Annotated in this window: 13 protein-coding genes and 1 pseudogene; 6 read left to right on the plus strand and 8 right to left on the minus strand. The window is 68.7% G+C overall.

Annotation, left to right across the window (positions count from 1 at the left end; all coding sequences use genetic code 11):
* Positions 1-202 precede the first annotated feature (202 nt).
* Positions 203-1528, minus strand: coding sequence for a phosphoribosyltransferase (locus ON26_RS14015; RefSeq protein ID WP_040796562.1), 1326 nt, complete (start codon positions 1526-1528; stop codon positions 203-205).
* A gap of 422 nt (positions 1529-1950) precedes the next feature.
* On the opposite strand from ON26_RS14015, the gene ON26_RS14020 reads away from it, so the two are divergent.
* Complete coding sequence (locus ON26_RS14020; protein WP_040796563.1) at positions 1951-2835, plus strand: slipin family protein; 885 nt, start codon at positions 1951-1953, stop codon at positions 2833-2835.
* The gene (locus ON26_RS14025) at positions 2832-3740 is read left to right on the plus strand and encodes an alpha/beta fold hydrolase (protein WP_051027060.1); all 909 of its coding nucleotides are present in this window, start codon (positions 2832-2834) and stop codon (positions 3738-3740) included. The genes ON26_RS14020 and ON26_RS14025 overlap by 4 nt, the downstream gene beginning before the upstream one ends.
* Before the next feature lie 220 nt (positions 3741-3960).
* On the opposite strand, the gene ON26_RS14030 is transcribed toward ON26_RS14025, so the two are convergent.
* The 3 genes from ON26_RS14030 to ON26_RS14035 all read right to left on the minus strand — a co-directional run bounded on the left by ON26_RS14030 (position 3961) and on the right by ON26_RS14035 (position 8031).
* Entirely contained in the window at positions 3961-4890 is a 930-nt protein-coding gene (locus ON26_RS14030; RefSeq protein WP_051027061.1) for a ribose-phosphate diphosphokinase, read from the minus strand.
* Positions 4887-5024: a hypothetical protein gene (locus ON26_RS33370; protein ID WP_157171895.1), complete on the minus strand. Its 138-nt coding sequence runs from the start codon at positions 5022-5024 to the stop codon at positions 4887-4889. The genes ON26_RS14030 and ON26_RS33370 overlap by 4 nt, the downstream gene beginning before the upstream one ends.
* Before the next feature lie 208 nt (positions 5025-5232).
* On the minus strand, positions 5233-8031 hold the full coding sequence (locus tag ON26_RS14035; RefSeq protein WP_040796564.1) for an AMP-binding protein: 2799 nt from the start codon (positions 8029-8031) through the stop codon (positions 5233-5235).
* 307 nt (positions 8032-8338) lie between these two features.
* Here ON26_RS14035 and ON26_RS32295 point away from each other — a divergent pair.
* A pseudogene (locus tag ON26_RS32295) lies at positions 8339-8616 on the plus strand (dihydrofolate reductase family protein).
* 108 nt (positions 8617-8724) lie between these two features.
* Here ON26_RS32295 and ON26_RS35075 read toward each other — a convergent pair.
* Together ON26_RS35075 and ON26_RS14045 are read right to left on the minus strand one after the other, a co-directional pair.
* Positions 8725-8988 (minus strand): BBE domain-containing protein, encoded by a 264-nt coding sequence (locus ON26_RS35075; protein ID WP_373280941.1) that lies wholly within the window; start codon positions 8986-8988, stop codon positions 8725-8727.
* Between the two features lie 391 nt (positions 8989-9379).
* Positions 9380-10216, minus strand: coding sequence for an alpha/beta fold hydrolase (locus ON26_RS14045; protein ID WP_051027062.1), 837 nt, complete (start codon positions 10214-10216; stop codon positions 9380-9382).
* A gap of 328 nt (positions 10217-10544) precedes the next feature.
* On the opposite strand from ON26_RS14045, the gene ON26_RS14050 reads away from it, so the two are divergent.
* Together ON26_RS14050 and ON26_RS14055 are read left to right on the plus strand one after the other, a co-directional pair.
* Positions 10545-12356, plus strand: a complete 1812-nt coding sequence (locus ON26_RS14050; protein ID WP_040796565.1) for a multicopper oxidase family protein — start codon at positions 10545-10547, stop codon at positions 12354-12356.
* A gap of 115 nt (positions 12357-12471) precedes the next feature.
* Positions 12472-12954, plus strand: a complete 483-nt coding sequence (locus tag ON26_RS14055; RefSeq protein ID WP_040796566.1) for a pyridoxamine 5'-phosphate oxidase family protein — start codon at positions 12472-12474, stop codon at positions 12952-12954.
* A gap of 32 nt (positions 12955-12986) precedes the next feature.
* Here ON26_RS14055 and ON26_RS14060 read toward each other — a convergent pair whose 3' ends face one another.
* Positions 12987-14729: a sensor histidine kinase gene (locus ON26_RS14060; protein ID WP_040796567.1), complete on the minus strand. Its 1743-nt coding sequence runs from the start codon at positions 14727-14729 to the stop codon at positions 12987-12989.
* Positions 14730-14794: 65 nt separating this feature from the next.
* Complete coding sequence (locus ON26_RS14065) at positions 14795-15442, minus strand: response regulator (protein WP_040796568.1); 648 nt, start codon at positions 15440-15442, stop codon at positions 14795-14797.
* Between the two features lie 178 nt (positions 15443-15620).
* Between ON26_RS14065 and ON26_RS14070 the strand changes: the two genes are divergently transcribed.
* Complete coding sequence (locus ON26_RS14070; protein ID WP_040796569.1) at positions 15621-16607, plus strand: Acg family FMN-binding oxidoreductase; 987 nt, start codon at positions 15621-15623, stop codon at positions 16605-16607.
* Positions 16608-16639: the final 32 nt, after the last annotated feature.

The raw sequence follows: 16639 nt of genomic DNA on the forward strand, positions 1-16639 counted from the left end.
GAACACCTCACCACGGAATCCGCCGAACTTCGATCCGTCGATGTCGATGGCGGTTCGTCGTGTTCTGCGACCGCGACGTAGCCGCGGCTGCGAAGGGGTCCAGCCCACACCGAACGAAAGTCCTGATGAGACGGCACCTGGACGATCGGCGACGGCGGCAGCGTGACCGGGTCGCCGCTGACGGGCAGGATACGCAGCGAGGTCAGGGCCTTTCGCCGTTCCTCACGAGTGTGAGTTGGTCGACGAACCAGTCGCGGGCGAGTTCGGCCGCCTTCTGCAGGGCGCCCGGTTCCTCGAACAGATGCGTCGCACCCGGCACCACCGCCAGCGCGGTTTCACACGACAGCGCCTTGGCGGCCTGGCGGTTGAGTTCCAGGACGAGATGGTCGTGACCGCCGACGATGAGCAGTGTCGGCGCCTGGACATGTGCCAGTGCGTCACCAGCCAGATCGGGTCGGCCGCCGCGTGAGACCACCGCGGCGATCCGCACCCGCGGGTCGGCGGCGGCCTGCAGGGCCGCCGCGGCGCCGGTGCTGGCCCCGAAGTATCCGATGCGCAGGCCCGCGACCTGGTCCTGATGGGTCAGCCACCCGGTGACGTCGACCAGCCGCTGTGACAACAGGCCGATGTCGAAGACATTGGCGCGGTGCAGTTCTTCCTCGGGAGTGAGCAGATCGAACAGCAAGGTGCCCAATCCTGCTCGCTCCAGGACCGTGGCGACGTAACGATTGCGGGGGCTGTGCCGGCTACTCCCGCTGCCGTGGGCGAACACCACCACACCGATCGGATCCTCCGGGATGGTGAGATGCCCCGCGAGTTCGACGCCCGCCGCGACCACCCGCACGTCGTCATCACGTAGCGGCGGATCTCCGGCCGCTGCTTGCTTCGCCGCCATCCCGGCCGCGGCGCGCTGCAGCAGGTCGGCCACCTCGTCGTCGGTGGTCTGCTCGAAATTCTCATACCACTGGCCGACCGCGAAGAATTGCTCCGGCGTGTCCAGGCAGATCACCTCGTCGGCGCTCTTCGCCAATGCCGCGAGCGTCTCTCGCGCCCCGACTGGAACGGCCAGCACGACCCGCGCCGCGCCGTGCGCCCGCGCGACCTGGCAGGCGGCACGGGCGGTGGCGCCGGTGGCGATGCCGTCGTCGACGATCACCGCGGTGCGGCCGGCGAGCGAAATCCGTGGCCGAATGCCCCGGAACCGGTCGACCCGCCGCGTAAGCTCCTCGCGCTGGCGGCGTTGCACCGTGGCCATCGCCTCGTCGGTGAGCCCGGCTCGCTCCACGACGATACTGTTGATCACCCGTACGTCGTCCTCACCGATCGCGCCGAACGCCAGCTCCGGCTGGTGCGGCACACCGAGTTTGCGCACCACGATCACATCCAGCGGCGCCTCCAGCGCCCGCGCCACCTCGAACGCGACCGGCACACCACCGCGGGGCAGTCCGAGCACGACCACGTCCCGGCCGCGGAACGGCCGTAACTGCGCCGCCAACCGGCGGCCGGCATCACTGCGATCAGCGAACATCGAATGCCTCCTGACGCGTGTTCTTGTCAGGTTGGTCGATGGCACCGCATCGACAACAGGTCCGATCGTCGCCGGGGCGAGTGCCGTTGGTCCCTGGCCTCGTGCCCGGCTGTGCGACCGACGGTGTGATCGGACGTAATGCCCGTCGTACCGGTGGTAAAGCGCGCTGCGGTCCGGACCGCGGGCGCCGCAGAATACGAATGCCGAAATTCTGCACCGCCGAAGTACCCGGCGGGTGGTGCCGTTCGGCACTGTGGAATCGGTGTACGGGGCCGCATTCTGGACGTTGGTGAGCCGCGATTATCGCGGGTATGCGCGTCGAGCGGCCCGCTGGTGGTCGCTGTGCCCGGCATTTGTCGGCAACTCCGTCAACCACCCCGTTTTCAGATGCCGACCCGGATTCGAGTCGATAGGGAGAAGTTGTGGATGCACTCGTGATTGTTGTCGTAGTGCTCATCGTGGCACTGATCGTGGGGTGGCTGTCGATTCGGGTGGTGACCCAGTACGAGAAGGGAGTGTTGTTCCGTCTCGGGCGGGTGATCGCGGTCAGGGAGCCCGGGCTGCGGTTCATCATTCCGGTGATCGATCAGCTGCGGAAGGTGTCGATGCGTATTATCACCATGCCGATTCAATCTCAAGGCATCATTACCCGCGACAATGTCAGCGTCGATATCTCCGCCGTTGCCTACTTTCGCGTCGTCGACGCCGAGAAATCGGTCGTAGCGATCGAAAACGTCTACGCCGCGATCGACCAGATCGCGCAAACCACGCTCCGTAAAGTCGTCGGGCAGCACACTCTCGACCAAGCTCTGGCCGAGACCGACACGATCAATGCCGATATCCGGCAGATCCTCGACACGACCACCCTCGAATGGGGTGTGGAAGTCACGCTGGTCGAGTTGAAGGACATTCAACTGCCCGAAACCATGAAACGAGCGATGGCTCGCCAGGCCGAAGCCGAACGGGAGAAGCGGGCCAAGATCATTGCCGCCGAAGGCGAGTCCATGGCTGCCGCGGCCCTCGGTGATGCCTCCGACACCATGATGGCCCACCCGCTGGCCCTGCAACTACGCAACCTGCAGACCCTCCTCGAACTGGGCGTCGACAAGAACACCACCGTCGTGTTCCCGGCACCACTGATGAGCGCGATCGGTGACGTCGGCGCCTTCTTCGCCCGCGAAACCACCGCCTCCACGGCCCTGACCCGCACCACCCAGACGTCGCCGACGACCCCGCCCGTGTCGACACCGATACGCCACGGGGCAGCGAGCGCCGCGGCCACAGCGCACACGTCGGACCGACCATGACGGAGGAAGGTACGAACGCGAAACGGTCACCACAGCACCGTTCCACGCGACTGCGGTGGCGGTCGATTCCGGTCGAGGGCCGCACCGCCCGCTACGCGGTCGGCGGGTTCGGTCCCAACGTGCTCTTCCTGCACGGGTGGGGACTGGGCGGGCCGGCCTATGCCCGCCCGCTCGAACAGCTCATCCGAATGGGAATGTGCGTGTACGTCCCGGCGCTTCCCGGGTTCGGCGGCACTGCCGGCCTGCCGGTCGAGCACCGAACCCTCGCCGGATACGCCCGGTGGGTCGGCCACTTCGCCGACGCGATCGGTCTACCCCTACCGGTGACCGTGGTCGGGCATTCCTTCGGCGGCGGCGTCGCGATCAAAACCGCTCACGACCTACCCGACCTCGCCGAGCGGCTCGTACTCGTGAACTCCATCGGCGGCTCGGCGTGGACCGACGGCCGTGGAGCGGTACGCGCGCTGCGCGAACGCCCGCTGTGGGACTGGGGCCTGCACCTGCAGGCCGACCTGCTGCCCCGCCGCCAGCTGACCCGGGTCCTGCCGGTGATCCTGCGCGATGCGGTGCCGAACCTACTGCGGAACCCGACCGCGGTGTGGGAAGTCGCCCACCTCGCCCGAACCGCCAACCTGGCCGACGAACTCGCTGCGCTCGCCGAACGCCGGCTCCCCATTTTCATAGTGTGGAGCAAGCGAGACACGGTCATCCCCGAGTCCACCTCGTTGTCGCTGCAGACCGCCCTGGGTGACCCGCAAACCATCACCGTGCCCGGCGGGCACACCTGGCTCATGCACGACCCCCACACCTTCGGCGAACTCATCACCAACGTGATCCGCGAACCGGTCACCGGCCCCGACGCCACCGACGCCCGACCCGCGGCTGACGACACCGGCAGACTCTGACGACACCGGCAGCAGACACCACAGCACTTCACGGGGCGAGGTCCTCGGCCGCTGGAACAAACGACCCGCGGGGGGAGCGGCGCGACAGCCTCCCGGCGGTCGGCACCGACTTCCTCGACTTCGGCACGCCGGAGAACCGGGAGCCGGCGTGCGCCCGGGAGTTCGAGTCGAATCAGCGCCTCGCACCCGACGTCCGGGATGTCCCGGTCTCCGGCCGCCGTCAGGCGTGGGTGAGCGGCTCGTGCAGCGGCTCATCGTTGTGGAGGCGGGCGATGGTTTCGGCGAGCAGCGGGGCGATCGAGCAGACTTCGATCGGCGCGGCCGCGTCCTGATGTGCGACAGTGTCGGTCACCACGACGCGACGTAGGCCGAGGCCACGGAGGCGCATCGTCGCGTCGGGCGTCAGGGGCCCGTGCGTGGCGGCCACGACGATGTCGCCGGCATGGTGATGCAGCAGTCGCACCGCGGCCTCGATGGTGGCGCCGGTGGAGATCATGTCGTCGACCACCACCGCCTGACGACCGCCGATATCACCGAGGACCTGCACGGCGGTGACGGTCGTGCCACTCTCACGGAACTTGCGCACAAGCGCAACCGAACCCGGTATAGCAGCCGCGTGCTGCTCGGCTAGCTTCGCCGCACCCAGGTCGGGTGCGATGACAACGGTGAGCTCGGATCGTGCTGAGGAAATTCTGCTCGACAGCAGCGGAACCGCGGTCAGCGTCTCCACCGGTATCGAACAGACCGCTTCCAGGCTGGGCGTGTGCGGGTCGACGACCACGAGCCGATCGGCACCCGCGTTGGCGATCGCGTCGGCGGCAACCCTGACTCCCAGTGCCTGCCCAGAGCGCGTGCGGCGATCTTGGCGCGCGTACCCGAAATACGGGACGACCGCGGTCACCCGGGCGGCGCGGGATCGGCGGCACGCATCGAGCAACAGCAGGAGCTCGACGAGGTGGTCGCCGACCGGCGGCGATGTCGGCTGCACTACGTATACGTCGTTGCCGCAGACACGGTCGACGATCGGCCGCACTTCACCGTCGGGAAAGCGGTCGATCACGCAGTCGGCCGGCCCGGCGTCGAGCAGGTCGGCGACAGCGGCGGCGAGCGGCGGGTTGGCGCCGCCGGACAGAACTCGCATCGATGTCATGACCGTGTTCCCGGCATCGAGCCGGTCCGGTCGTCGCCCGCGGGCGCGCCCGTGGCGATGCCATCCTCGCCCCGGAGATACTCCAGCCGCCCCGCCAGCCGATGTCCGGCGTCACGGCGATCGTCGAGCAACATCGCAGACCTCCTCGTGAACCCATCGTGGCCTTCGATGCTTCGTGTCGGCAGGTCCGATCGCCGCCGGGTCGAGAGCCGTTGGTCCCGCCGAGTCCAGGACAGAGGACCAGGGGCCTCGCCACAAGGGTCCTCGTCATGTGCCCGATACTCGCAGCGGAACCGAGCTGGATCCGGAGGAAGATCGTCCAACGGGACACTCGACTTCGCATCACCGGCTGTTGTCGGGTTCCCCGCAATGTCCGACAATCGCGGCGCGTGCTCCGCGTTCGAGCCCGATGGCGGCATCCCACCCGTCTCCGGCCGGGAGGATCGCTTCGCCGACGACGAGGTGGATGGCTCCGCGGCGGATGATCGTGCCGTGGTCGGGCCACATGATCGCGCGGGTGCCCGAGATCGCGACCGGCGCGACCGGGATGCCCGCTCTCGCGGCGATCACGAACGCACCCATGTGGAACGGCCGCACACCCGGCACCGGCGAGAGGCTGCCCTCCGGGAACACCACCAGGCCTTCGCCCCGCAGTGCCACTTCCATCAGGTGACGGGTGTCGGCCACGCTGTGTTCGCGTTCGACCCGCTCGACGAATCGGGTACCGATCCGCCGCAACACGAAGCCGATCAACGGCTTTCGCTCGAATACTTCACCGGCCACGAAGGTGTAGCGGCCGGGCAGGATTGTGCACAACGCGATGCCGTCGAGGAGGCTGGCGTGATTGGCGACCACGACGCAGGTCGTCAGCCGCGCGAGGCGCTCGGCTCGATCCACGGTGACGGGGGTGCCGGTGAGCCGGGCGAGGCTGCGGGCGGCCGCACGCACGACGGCCCGCCGTGCGCCGAGACCGGGCACCACCGCCACGACCATCAGCGTCGGCAAACCCACCGCGACGAGAACCGACCAGCACCACAGGGCGAATGCCCCGGTTGCGGTGAGCCGCCTCGCGCGTCGCAGGCCGGGGATCGCGCCCTTCGCTGCGAACCGGGCCAGCTGCCACCACACCGGCCGTGCGCGAGCCCGCACATCGCCCTTCTCGTAGCGTTCCCGGGTGGCTGCGCGCCGGAGCTTGCCGCTGGAGGTCTTCGGCACCGTCCCCGGTGGCGCGAGCACGATGTCATCCGGTGGTGTTCCGAGCAGGTCGACACTGACCCCGATGATGTGTTCCCGCAATCGGTCGAGCGGGGCAGCCGCGGTCTGGCGCGTCTCGGCGAACACCACCAGCCGCTCGGTGCCGCCGGCGTGCTCGGATGTGGCGAAAACGGCGACACATCCCTTCCGTATTTCCGGGATGTCGCCCACGGCCAGTTCGAGCTCCTCCGGGTGCAGATTGCGGCCTGCCCGGATGATGAGGTCCTTGATCCGGCCGGTCACATAGAGCTCTCCACCGTCGAGATAACCGAGATCACCGGTGTCGAGCCAGCCGTGCCGCAACAGCGCCTTGGTGGCCCGCGGGTTGCGGAAATATCCTGCGGTGGCCGAAGGGCCGCGGAACTCGATCCGGCCCTCGCGCCGGTCGCCGAGCTCGTTTCCCGCCGAGTCGACCAGGCGGATCCGGTGATCGGGGATCGGCCGGCCACAGCCGACGAAGCGCAGCGGATCCGGGTCGTCATCAGCGGCCGGGGCCGCCCTGCCGGTGCGCAGGAAACGGTTGCGGTCGACTCGGTCCACGATCGGCCCGCGGCCGACAGGCGGGAGCGTGAGGCCCACGCACGCCTCGGCCAGTCCGTAGACCGGGGCCTGGGCCTCGCGCCGCAGCCCATAGGCGGCGAATCGCTCGGCGAACCTGGTCACGGTGTCCGCGCTCACCGGTTCGGCGCCATTGAAGACCATCCGCAGCGACCCGAGGTCGAGCCCGTCGAGTTCGGTGTCGGCGATCTTGCGCAGACACAGCTCGTAGGCGAAGTTCGGGGCTGCGGACAGCGTGCCGTGGTGGGCGTGGATGGCCCAGAGCCACTGCGCTGGCCGTGCCAGGAAGTCCAACGGCGACATCACGGCCAGCGGCACCCCGAAGTACAGGCTGGACAACCAGGCTCCGATCAGACCCATGTCATGGTAAAGGGGAAGCCAGCTGACGAACACGTCCGAGGTGGAGACCTCGGCTGCCATGCCCATTGCCCGGATATTGGACAGCAGGTTCGCGTGGGTCAGGGTCACGCCCTTCGGGTCGCCGGTGCTGCCGGATGTGTACTGCAACAGAGCGATGTCGCCTGCCCCACGGACCGAGCCTTCCGCTTCCCCGTAACCGGCCAGTTCCTCCGGGGTCAGGACGTGGCGCACCGACTCCACCTGGCCGCGTACCAGCCGGGCCAGGCGCGCGGCCTCCGGGTCGGTGACCAGCACGCGGGCCTGTGCGTTGCCGAGGATATGCACCTGACGTCGCAGGTGCTCGGCGAGCTGCGACGGACGTGACGGCGGGTAGACCGGTACCGGGACGCCGCCGGCCAGGAGCACACCGAGGAAGGTGGTGAAGTAGGCCCGGCCCGTGGGCAGCATGATGGCTACCCTGTCGCCGGGGCGGAGGTCGCGAGCGAGCAAGGCGGCAGACACCGTCGCGGCGGCGGACCGCACCTCGCCGTAGCTGATCTCGTCCTGCCCCCCGTCCTTCGTCCCCCCGGACAGTATCCGCAGGTGCGTGCGATGGGGGTGGGTGCGGGCATGCCAGGACAGCGCCTCGACGAGGGTGGCGGTTGCCTCCGGGGTCCGGTCGATCCGCGGTGGCGCGGCGCGCCGTACAGGCATCGACTTCTGACGGGTCCGCGGGGGCGCGCAGTGGACGGCGGTCAGAAGGTCACGTGGCGTCGTCACGGTGCCGAGAACGCCGCGTTCCAGGCTCACCCCGAACGCGTCCTCGGCACGGGCGAGCAACTCGGTGATGCCGAGGCTGTCCAGCCCGAGATCGTGATCCAACCGGCTGTCGAGCATCGCGCGCGCGGCGCGGTCGACGGTGTGCCGCTCGGCCACGAGATCCCGGACAACAGCCATCAGCAGGGCCTCATCGTGCCCTGAGATCGTCATAGCTCATCCATCGATCGGACCGCCGTTCCACGTGCGAATGAGCAGGTCTTCCAGCGGCTCGTCGCCGCTCAGCCGGACGATCGCACCGGCCGGCCGAGGCGCGGGTGACCGCACCCGCATCGGCACCGCTGCATCACCTCACGCCACACTGTCGGTGACCAGCAGCTCGTGAGTAGCGACGACGACGATGTCGCATGAAGAATTATCGCACTGTGGGGTGTTCGGAACCGCCCGCGGTGCTGACCGATGTTTTTTCCGCGTCGTGCCGGTCCGTACATCGAGGACCGACCCACGGAAGGCAGACACTATGCGGAAACTGACGTTCGGCATGAACCTGAGCCTGGACGGCTACATCGCCGCGCCCGGCGACGACCTCGGCTGGAGTGAGCCGAACGACGAGCTGCTCTCGCCGCAGCGGCCATGCGGGCCGGGTTGATCGACGAGTACGCGATCGTCACCCATCCGGTCCTGGTAGGCGGCACGCCGTTCTTCGCGGCCCTGGACAACTGGGTGAACCTGACCCTGGTGGAGACCCGGACGTTCCCGGACGGCGTGGTCCTGACCAGGTACGAGACCAGGCGCTGAGTACTCGACCTCGGGTCGGCCCGGGCTTCGGGCCGATCCGAGGGATCGTGGCGGACCACTCCGGGCCTTCCCTCGGGGGCGGGAGCGGCGGCGAACTGTCGATCAGTGCTACGCGGGTGGGATGCTCTGCTCGTACCGGAAGACGTTGTGGGGGTCGTACTTCGCCGCCGTTGTCGAGGTTCGACCAGCCTTCGAGGGCGTGGCGGCCGCTGCGCACCCGCAGCGCGATGTCGTGCTGCCGGGCCCACGTGAGGGCGTTGACCACGTCCTGGGTCTCCTGCGCGAAGACGATGACCAGCGGGTAGTGCGAAAAGAGCTGGTCCCAGCCGAGTCGCGCGTCCGGGTACGCCGTGTCGTCGGGGCGGACGACAGTGCCCGTCAGAGTCGCGGGCGGGCATGCCGGGCCTTTCGCCGGGTGACCCGCGGGCTCGATTCCCCGGGCGCTCGCCGCCGCGATATCCGGCGTGTCTGCGGCTGTGAGGCCCGAGACGACAACCGCTCCGACGCCGATGGCTGCCGATGTCCTGAGCAGGTCACGGCGAGAAAGATCGCTCGAGGTCAGATCCTCTCCGTCGGGCTACCCGGTACCCGCCCGCTCTCGGCCGCCGCGGCCGGCACCCGCTCAGCGCCGACGCCCACCTACGGCGGGGTCCGCACCAGCGCGGTACCCGACCCCATCTCCTGCAAACCGATCCGCGATCGAGCAGGACAGACCCGCCATGCGAGCAAGACTGTGACGAGTTCGCTGTCCTCGCCCACCAGTTCAGTCGGTCTTCTCCGCGATGAAGGCGCGGATGGCGTTCGCGACCCCTGCCGGATCGAGTGAGTGCGCGAAGTGACTCTGTCCGCGCAGGACGGTCGTGGTGACCTCGGGCAGCGTCGCCTCCAAGTACGCGGTCGCGCCGGTCAGATGCGCGGGGCTGCGTTCGCCGACCAGGAGGTGGGTGCGCACCGGCAACGCGCCGTACTGGGGCAACACGGCGACGCTCGCATCGATCTCGGCCAGTTCACGCGTCCACGTGGGGACGAGGGCCAGATACCGATCCCACATCGGCGAGGCCGCGAGCATGTCGGTCTCCTCGTCCGAGATGCGTAGGAAATGCTTCGCCGCGATCCGCATGGCCGCATCGTGGTCGCCCGCCGCGACGGCCTCGGCATACTCGGCGAGCTGTTCGCCTGCGACCGGCGCGTCGACCGGAAGGGGCGGCTCGTACAGCACCAGCGACGCGATGTCGGCGCCGAGCCGGACGGCCTCGAGGCAGCAGATGGCGCCGAAGGAATGTCCGACGAGGACCGGTGCGGCGCCGGTGTCGTCGGCGGCGCGATCGAGCAGCGCGGTGATGTCGGTGGCTTCCGTGCCGAGTGTGTAGGTGCCGGAGTCGCCGCTGAGCCCGCGTCCCCGCCGGTCGAGGACGTAGACGGAGTGGTCGGCGGCGAGCTGTCCTGCCACCGGCAGCCATGCCTCGCCGGTGGAGATACTGCCGTGGACGATCACGATCGGCGTGCCCGCCCCCGCGAGGTGGAATCCCACCCGGACGCCGTCGGCGGACACGACTGTGTCGTTGGCGACGGGGGACGACGGTGCGGCCGGCGCGGTCACGTGAGCTCCGATGCGGTTGTACGGACAGGTGTGCGACGAGGTTACGGGAATGCCGTCGATTCTGTTCCATCCGGTTGCGCTCGGGGTGCTCGCCGCTCGAGGAGCTATCACCTCGGGCTGTCCGCGGAGCGAACACGACCCGGCCGACGAGGCGTGCGCGGGTGCGGGGCCCTTGTCCGCATGCCCGGTATCGAGAAGACAGGTGGCAGAGCCCCGATCGCAGTGCGCGAAATGCTGCGGCGAGCACGATCGGATCGACCGGCGCCACCATACTCAATGGTATGGTCAGCCCTCCGGCACAGGCGCCGGGGTACGGAGGGCGACAGGGATGAGCAGGCGGATCAGGCGCCGGAATGTGTTGCGCGGGGCGGGCATTGCCGCTGCCGCCGGGGCGTTGGGGGGATTCGCGGGGAAGGCGGGGGCGGAGCCGATCGAGGTGCAGAGTCCGCTGCTGTTCCATTCGCCGGAGGTGGAGAAGTTCGTCGACGAGCTGCCCCGGATTCCGGTGGTACGAGGGGCGCGGCTGGACATCGACGCGTCGACGACAACGCACAGGTTCCATCGGGATCTGCCGGAGTCGCAGGCATTCGGGTACAGCGGGCAGTCCTACCTGGGGCCGACGATCGAGCATCATCGCGACGAGCCGTTGCATGTGCGGTTCAGCAACAAGATCGGCTCACATCCGTTCGCGGCGGATCTGGATACGACCATTCACGGGGTGCAGGAGAGCTGGCGGAGCGCGCCGCCGACGTCGCTGCATCTGCACGGCGGTGTGACGCCGCCGGACAGCGACGGACATCCGGAGAACATGGTGATGCCGGGGCAGAGCATCGAGCACAACTATCCGTTGCGGCAGGACGCGGGGATGCTCTGGTACCACGATCATCCGATGGGCATCACCCGCACCAATGTGTATGCGGGGCTGGCGGGGATGATGCTGCTGCGCGACGAGTTCGACACGGGGGAGTCGGACAATACGCTCGGGCTGCCCTCGGGGGAGTTCGAGATGCCGTTGGTGTTGCAGGAGAAGGTTTTCCGGCCCGACGGGCAGCAGACCGTGCGCACCACTCTCGTTGTCCCGGAAGGGCTGTGGGAGGGTGGCGGCGCGGGGGACACCGGTGTGGTGAACGGGAAGGTGTGGCCGCGGATGTCGGTCGCGCGGGGGCTCTACCGGTTCCGGACGATCAATGCCGCGCAGTTCAGTACGTGGAATCTGTTCTTCAGCAATCGGATGCGGTTCTGGGTGATCGGCAACGAGCACGGGCTGCTGGATGCGCCGGTGCCGGTGCAGAATTTCCGGCTGGCGGCGGGGGAGCGGATCGATCTGCTGGTCGACTTCTCCGGGCTGGCGCCGGGGGAGAGCGTCGAGTTGTGCAACGACGAGGAGCCGGTGTTCCAGGCGCGGATGATCGGGCAGGTGGCGATGCCGGTGTTCTGCCGGTTCACCGCCGAGGAGCGGCGTGGGTTCACCGGGGCGGTGCCGGAGCGGTTGCGTGGGGAACGCAGGCAGCTTGCGGTGTTGCCGGGACCGCAGACGCCGACGGTGGTTCGCAATATCACCTTGAGTCAGCCGTATGAGTTGCGGTTGCCGCCGTCGATCATGACGTTGAACAATCTGCGCTATTCCGATCCGGATATCGAGATGCCGCGGCAGGGCACGGTCGAGCAGTGGAATTTCATCAACGTCACGCCCGATCCGCATCCGATCCATATTCATCTGGTGACGTTCCGGGTGCTGGATCGCACGCCGTTGCGCACGCTGGACTATCAGGCGGCGAATATTCAGCCGCCGATCGGTATCCGGTGGAATCCGTCGGCGGAGGGTTTCCTGGCGGGGCCGCCGGTGCCGGCGGCGCCGTGGGAGCAGGGGTGGAAGGACGTGGTGCGGGTCGACGGTGGCACGGTCACCCGCATTCTGGTGCGCATCCCGACGGCCGACGAGCTGGGGTTCGATCCGGACGCGTCGTTCACGCCGCTGAATCCGGCGGCCGGCGGTGGACACGGGTCGGGCGCCGGCGGTCGGCACGAGGTGCACAACGGGGTGGACCACAGCAAGGATCTGCGCGGTTATGTGTGGCACTGCCACATCCTCGATCACGAGGATCACGACATGATGCTGCGGCTGCGTTTCGTACCCTGACCACGGTGTCACGGGGTGCCGGAGGTGATGACCTTCGGCACTGTGCCGTGCGCGGTCGCGGATGGTGCCATGGAATCCGCAGCGATCAGGAGACGGCAGAAAGCGGGGCAGATCCATGAGTCAGCCCGAGTACGAGTCCGAACTCGCGCAGGCGCCACGCAGCACTGTCGATCTCGGTCGCGACGAGGCCATGCGGTTGCTGGCGAGTGTGCCGTTCGGGCGCATCGTGTTCACCCGCAATGCCCTACCCGCGGTGCGGCCGGTCAACCATCTGGTCGACCGGGATCTGGTCATCGTGCGCACGGGTCTGAGCACCGGGTTGTCGAATTCGGTGCGGTCGGCGCGGTCGGTGGTGGTGGCCTACGAGGCCGACGACATCGATGCGGTGCGCAGGCTGGGCTGGTCGGTGGTGATCACCGGGGCCGCGCGGCCGGTCACCGATCCGGGACTGCTCGAGGAATATCGGCGGCGGTTGCGGCCGTGGGTGGACAGTGCCGCCGACGAGGTGGTGGCGATCGAGCCGACGCTGGTCAACGGGGTCGAACTGGTCGCGGGGCGGACGCCGCGGTTGTCACGCCTGGCCACGCGCGGTGCGTGACCGGCCGTGACAGTGTGATCAGGGCGCGTTGATCAGGGCAGCGGCACCGACCAGTGGATGACGGTCCCGCCGCCGGGGCCCCGTTCGGCACTGAACTTGCCGCCGGCCTTCTCGGTGCGTGCGGCCATATTGGCCAGACCGCTGTGGCGCTCGAGGTGGTCGGGAAGGCCGACGCCGTTGTCGACGATCTCGAGTTCGACGTCGTCGCGGATGGTCAGGCGCACCGACAGCGCGGTGGCCTCGGCGTGACGGACGACATTGCTTACCGCTTCGCGCAGCACGGCCTCCACGTCGTCGAACATCGACGGCGCGAGCACCGACACCGGGCCGGACATGCGCATGCTGGTGCGCAGCTCGGTGTTCTCGGTCATCTCGGCGAGGATGGCATGCAGGCGTTTTCGCAGCGCGGGGGTTTCGGCGGCGGTGCTCGAGTGCAGGTCGAAGATGGAATGCCGGATGTCCTGGACGATGGACTGAACGTCGTTGACGGTGTCCATCAGCCGCGATTTGATCTCCGGCGAGCGGGCGCGCGAGACGGTGCTCTGCAGCGACAGCCCGACCGCGAAGAGCCGCTGGATGACGTGATCGTGCAGGTCGCGGGCGATGCGGTCACGTTCGGAGACGACATCGAGTTCGCGCATGCGGCGCTGCGTGGAGGCCATCTGCAGAGCCAGGGCGGCCTGGTCGGCGAACGCGCCGAGCATGGCTTGGCCCGTGGCGTCGACCGGGGGCATGCCGAGGGCGCGGATGGTGGTGAGCAGACCGACCACGGAGTTGCCGACGCGCAGCGGCAGCGTGAACACCGGGCCGTATTCGACGGAGGTCGCATAGGAGGGGGCGTCGGCGTTCTCGACGGCCAGCGGGCGACCGTCGCGGAAGACGATGCCGGTGTGGGTTTCGTCGACCGGCAGCCGGCGCCCGGTGAGGGAGGCGGCATCGGTGCCGGCCGCGGCGACGACGACGAGTTCGGTGACTTCCTCGGCGGGTACGTCGGGGTCTTCGGGCAGGGCGAGGAACGCGCAGGCCGAACGGGTCAGGGTGAGGGCGCGTTCGGTGATGACGGTGAACACCTCGCGGGGTTCGCCGCCCGCGAGCAGTTCGGTGGCGACTTCCTGGGTGGCTTCCAGCCACAGCTGCCGGATGCGGGATTCCTCGTAGAGGCGGGCATTGGCGATCGCGATACCCGCGGCGGCGGCGAGCGCTTGGACGACCACTTCGTCGTCCTCGGTGAACTCCTGACCGCCGGACTTCTCGGTCAGATACAGGTTGCCGAACACTTCGCCGCCGACCTGCACGGGGACGCCGAGGAAGGTGTGCATCGGCGGGTGGTGGGCAGGGAAGCCGACCGAGGACGGGTGGGTGGACATGTCGGCCAGGCGCAGCGGATGCGGGTCGGCGATGAGCAGGCCGAGCACGCCGTGTCCGCGGGGGAGGTCGCCGATGCGCACCCTGGTGCGGTCGTCGATGCCCTCGTAGACGAATTCGGCGAGTTCCTTGGTCTCGGGATCGCTTTCGCGCACGCCGAGCGCACCGTATTTGGCGTCGACGAGTTCGATGGCGGTGTGCACGATGGTGCGCAGGGTGTTGTCGAGATCCAGGCCGGAGGTGACCACGAGCATCGCTTCGATGAGGCGGTCCATCTGGTCGCGGACACCGACGATCTCGGTGATCCGGTCCTGCACCTCGGTGAGCAGCTCACGCAGCCGTGACTGGGCCAGGGTCTCGATCACCGGAGGCCGGTCGGACGCGCCGGAGTGCGGCGAGGAGCCTTGCATGTCCCGATCCTCTCACTTCCGCCCCGGGCCGCCGGTCGGACGGTCGACCGACAGCGCCCGCCGGATCACGGTTTGCGGGTGGGTTGTTCGAGCTTGGCAGCCAGAACCGCGGCCTGGGTGCGCCGCTCCACACCGAGTTTGGTGAGCAGGCGCGAGACATAGTTCTTGACGGTCTTCTCCGCCAGAAACATTCGGCCCGCTATCTGCCGGTTGGTCAAGCCTTCACCGAGCAGGGACAGCAGGGTGCGTTCCTGTTCGGTGAGGGTGGACAGCGGGCCGGTGTCGGCCTCGGCTTCGGCGCGCAGCTTGGCCATCAGGGCGGCCGCGGCGCGGTTGTCGAGCAGGGATTTGCCCGCGCCCACCGCGCGCACGGCGTCCACGAGGTCGGTGGTGCCGATGTCCTTGACGACGTAGCCGCTGGCACCGGCGAGGATCGCGTCGAGCATGGCCTGTTCGTCGGTGAACGAGGTCAGGATCAGGCACTTGAGTTTGCCGCCGTGGGAGAGCAGCTCCCGGCACAGTTCGATGCCGTTGCCGTCGGGCAGTCGCACGTCGAGCACCGCCACGTCGGGGTCGAGTGCGGGTATCCGCGCAAGTGCCTGCGCCGCGTCGGCGGCCTCACCGATCACTTCCATGTCGGCTTCGGCGTCGATGAGGTCGGCGACGCCACGCCGCACGATGGCGTGATCGTCGACCAGAAACACCTTGACCATCGCCTGATTCCCTTCTGTCGATGCGCTCAGCCTACGCAGAGCGAAACGATGCACGGAAGTGATGCCGGAGGTCAGGGAGATTCGGCAACGGAAGTCCCCGGCAGTGGTGTCATGGGGCCCTTACCGGGCGGTCGCCGGTGATGCGACGGTGGCGGGAACTTGCGACGAAGGACGGTTCATGCTGCGCGGACAGCCCGACGACACGACGATCGCCGCGGCGCTCGCGTTGGCCGGGCGGGCGCCGTCGGTGCACAACATCCAGCCGTGGCGGTGGCGGACCGACCGGCACGCGATCCAACTGTTCCTCGACACCGAGCGGGCCCTGCCGCACACCGACCCCGACCTGCGTGATGTGGTGATCAGCTGCGGGGCGGCGCTGCACCACCTCACGGTCGCGTTCGCCGCGATGGGCTGGGCGACGGTGGTGACCCGGATGCCCGATCCGGCCGATCCCGATCATCTGGCGTCGATCCGGCTGGTCGCGCATCGGGCGACCGGACAGGACGTGGAGATGAGCGCGATGATCCCGCGGCGGCGCACCGACCGGCGGCATTACACGGCGCTGCCGCTGCCGCCGGGATATCTGGGATTGCTCAGTGAGCGCGCCGGTGCGCTGGGGGCGATCGTGCGATTGGTCGACGACCGGGCCAGGGATCGGCTGGTCGCGGCGGCGCGAGCCGCGGCCGAGCGTCATGCCGGCGATCCGGACTACCGCTGGGAGCTGGCGCTGTGGTCGGGGCGCCACAGCAGTGACGACGGGGTACCCGCGCGCAACACGCCCGCGCCGCGCGCGATCGACGATCTGCCCGCGCGCCGGTTCGTCGCTCCGGGGCTACCCGATACGGCGACCGAGGCCGACCACGCGGATGTGCTGGTGCTGGGCACACCCTCGGATGATCGATCGGCGCGGTTGCGGGCGGGGGAGGCGTTGAGTTCGGTGTTGCTGACCGCCACCAATATCGGGTTGGCGACGTGCCCGTTGACCGAGCCGCTCGAGTTCGAGGATCAGCGCGACCACATCCGCCGCGGCGTGCTGAACGGGGCGGCGCATCCGCAGGCGTGTCTGCGGGTCGGCTGGGCGCCCGATACCGAGGATCCGTTGCCGCGCACGCCGCGGCGGGCGGTGACGGATCTGATTGCCGATGATCGGGAGCGCCCGGCGTGACCGATCTTCTCCCCGGTGACCGCGAGCGGCCG

It is taken from the genome of Nocardia higoensis NBRC 100133 (assembly GCF_000308595.1).
Classification (GTDB): Bacteria; Actinomycetota; Actinomycetes; order Mycobacteriales; family Mycobacteriaceae; genus Nocardia; species Nocardia higoensis.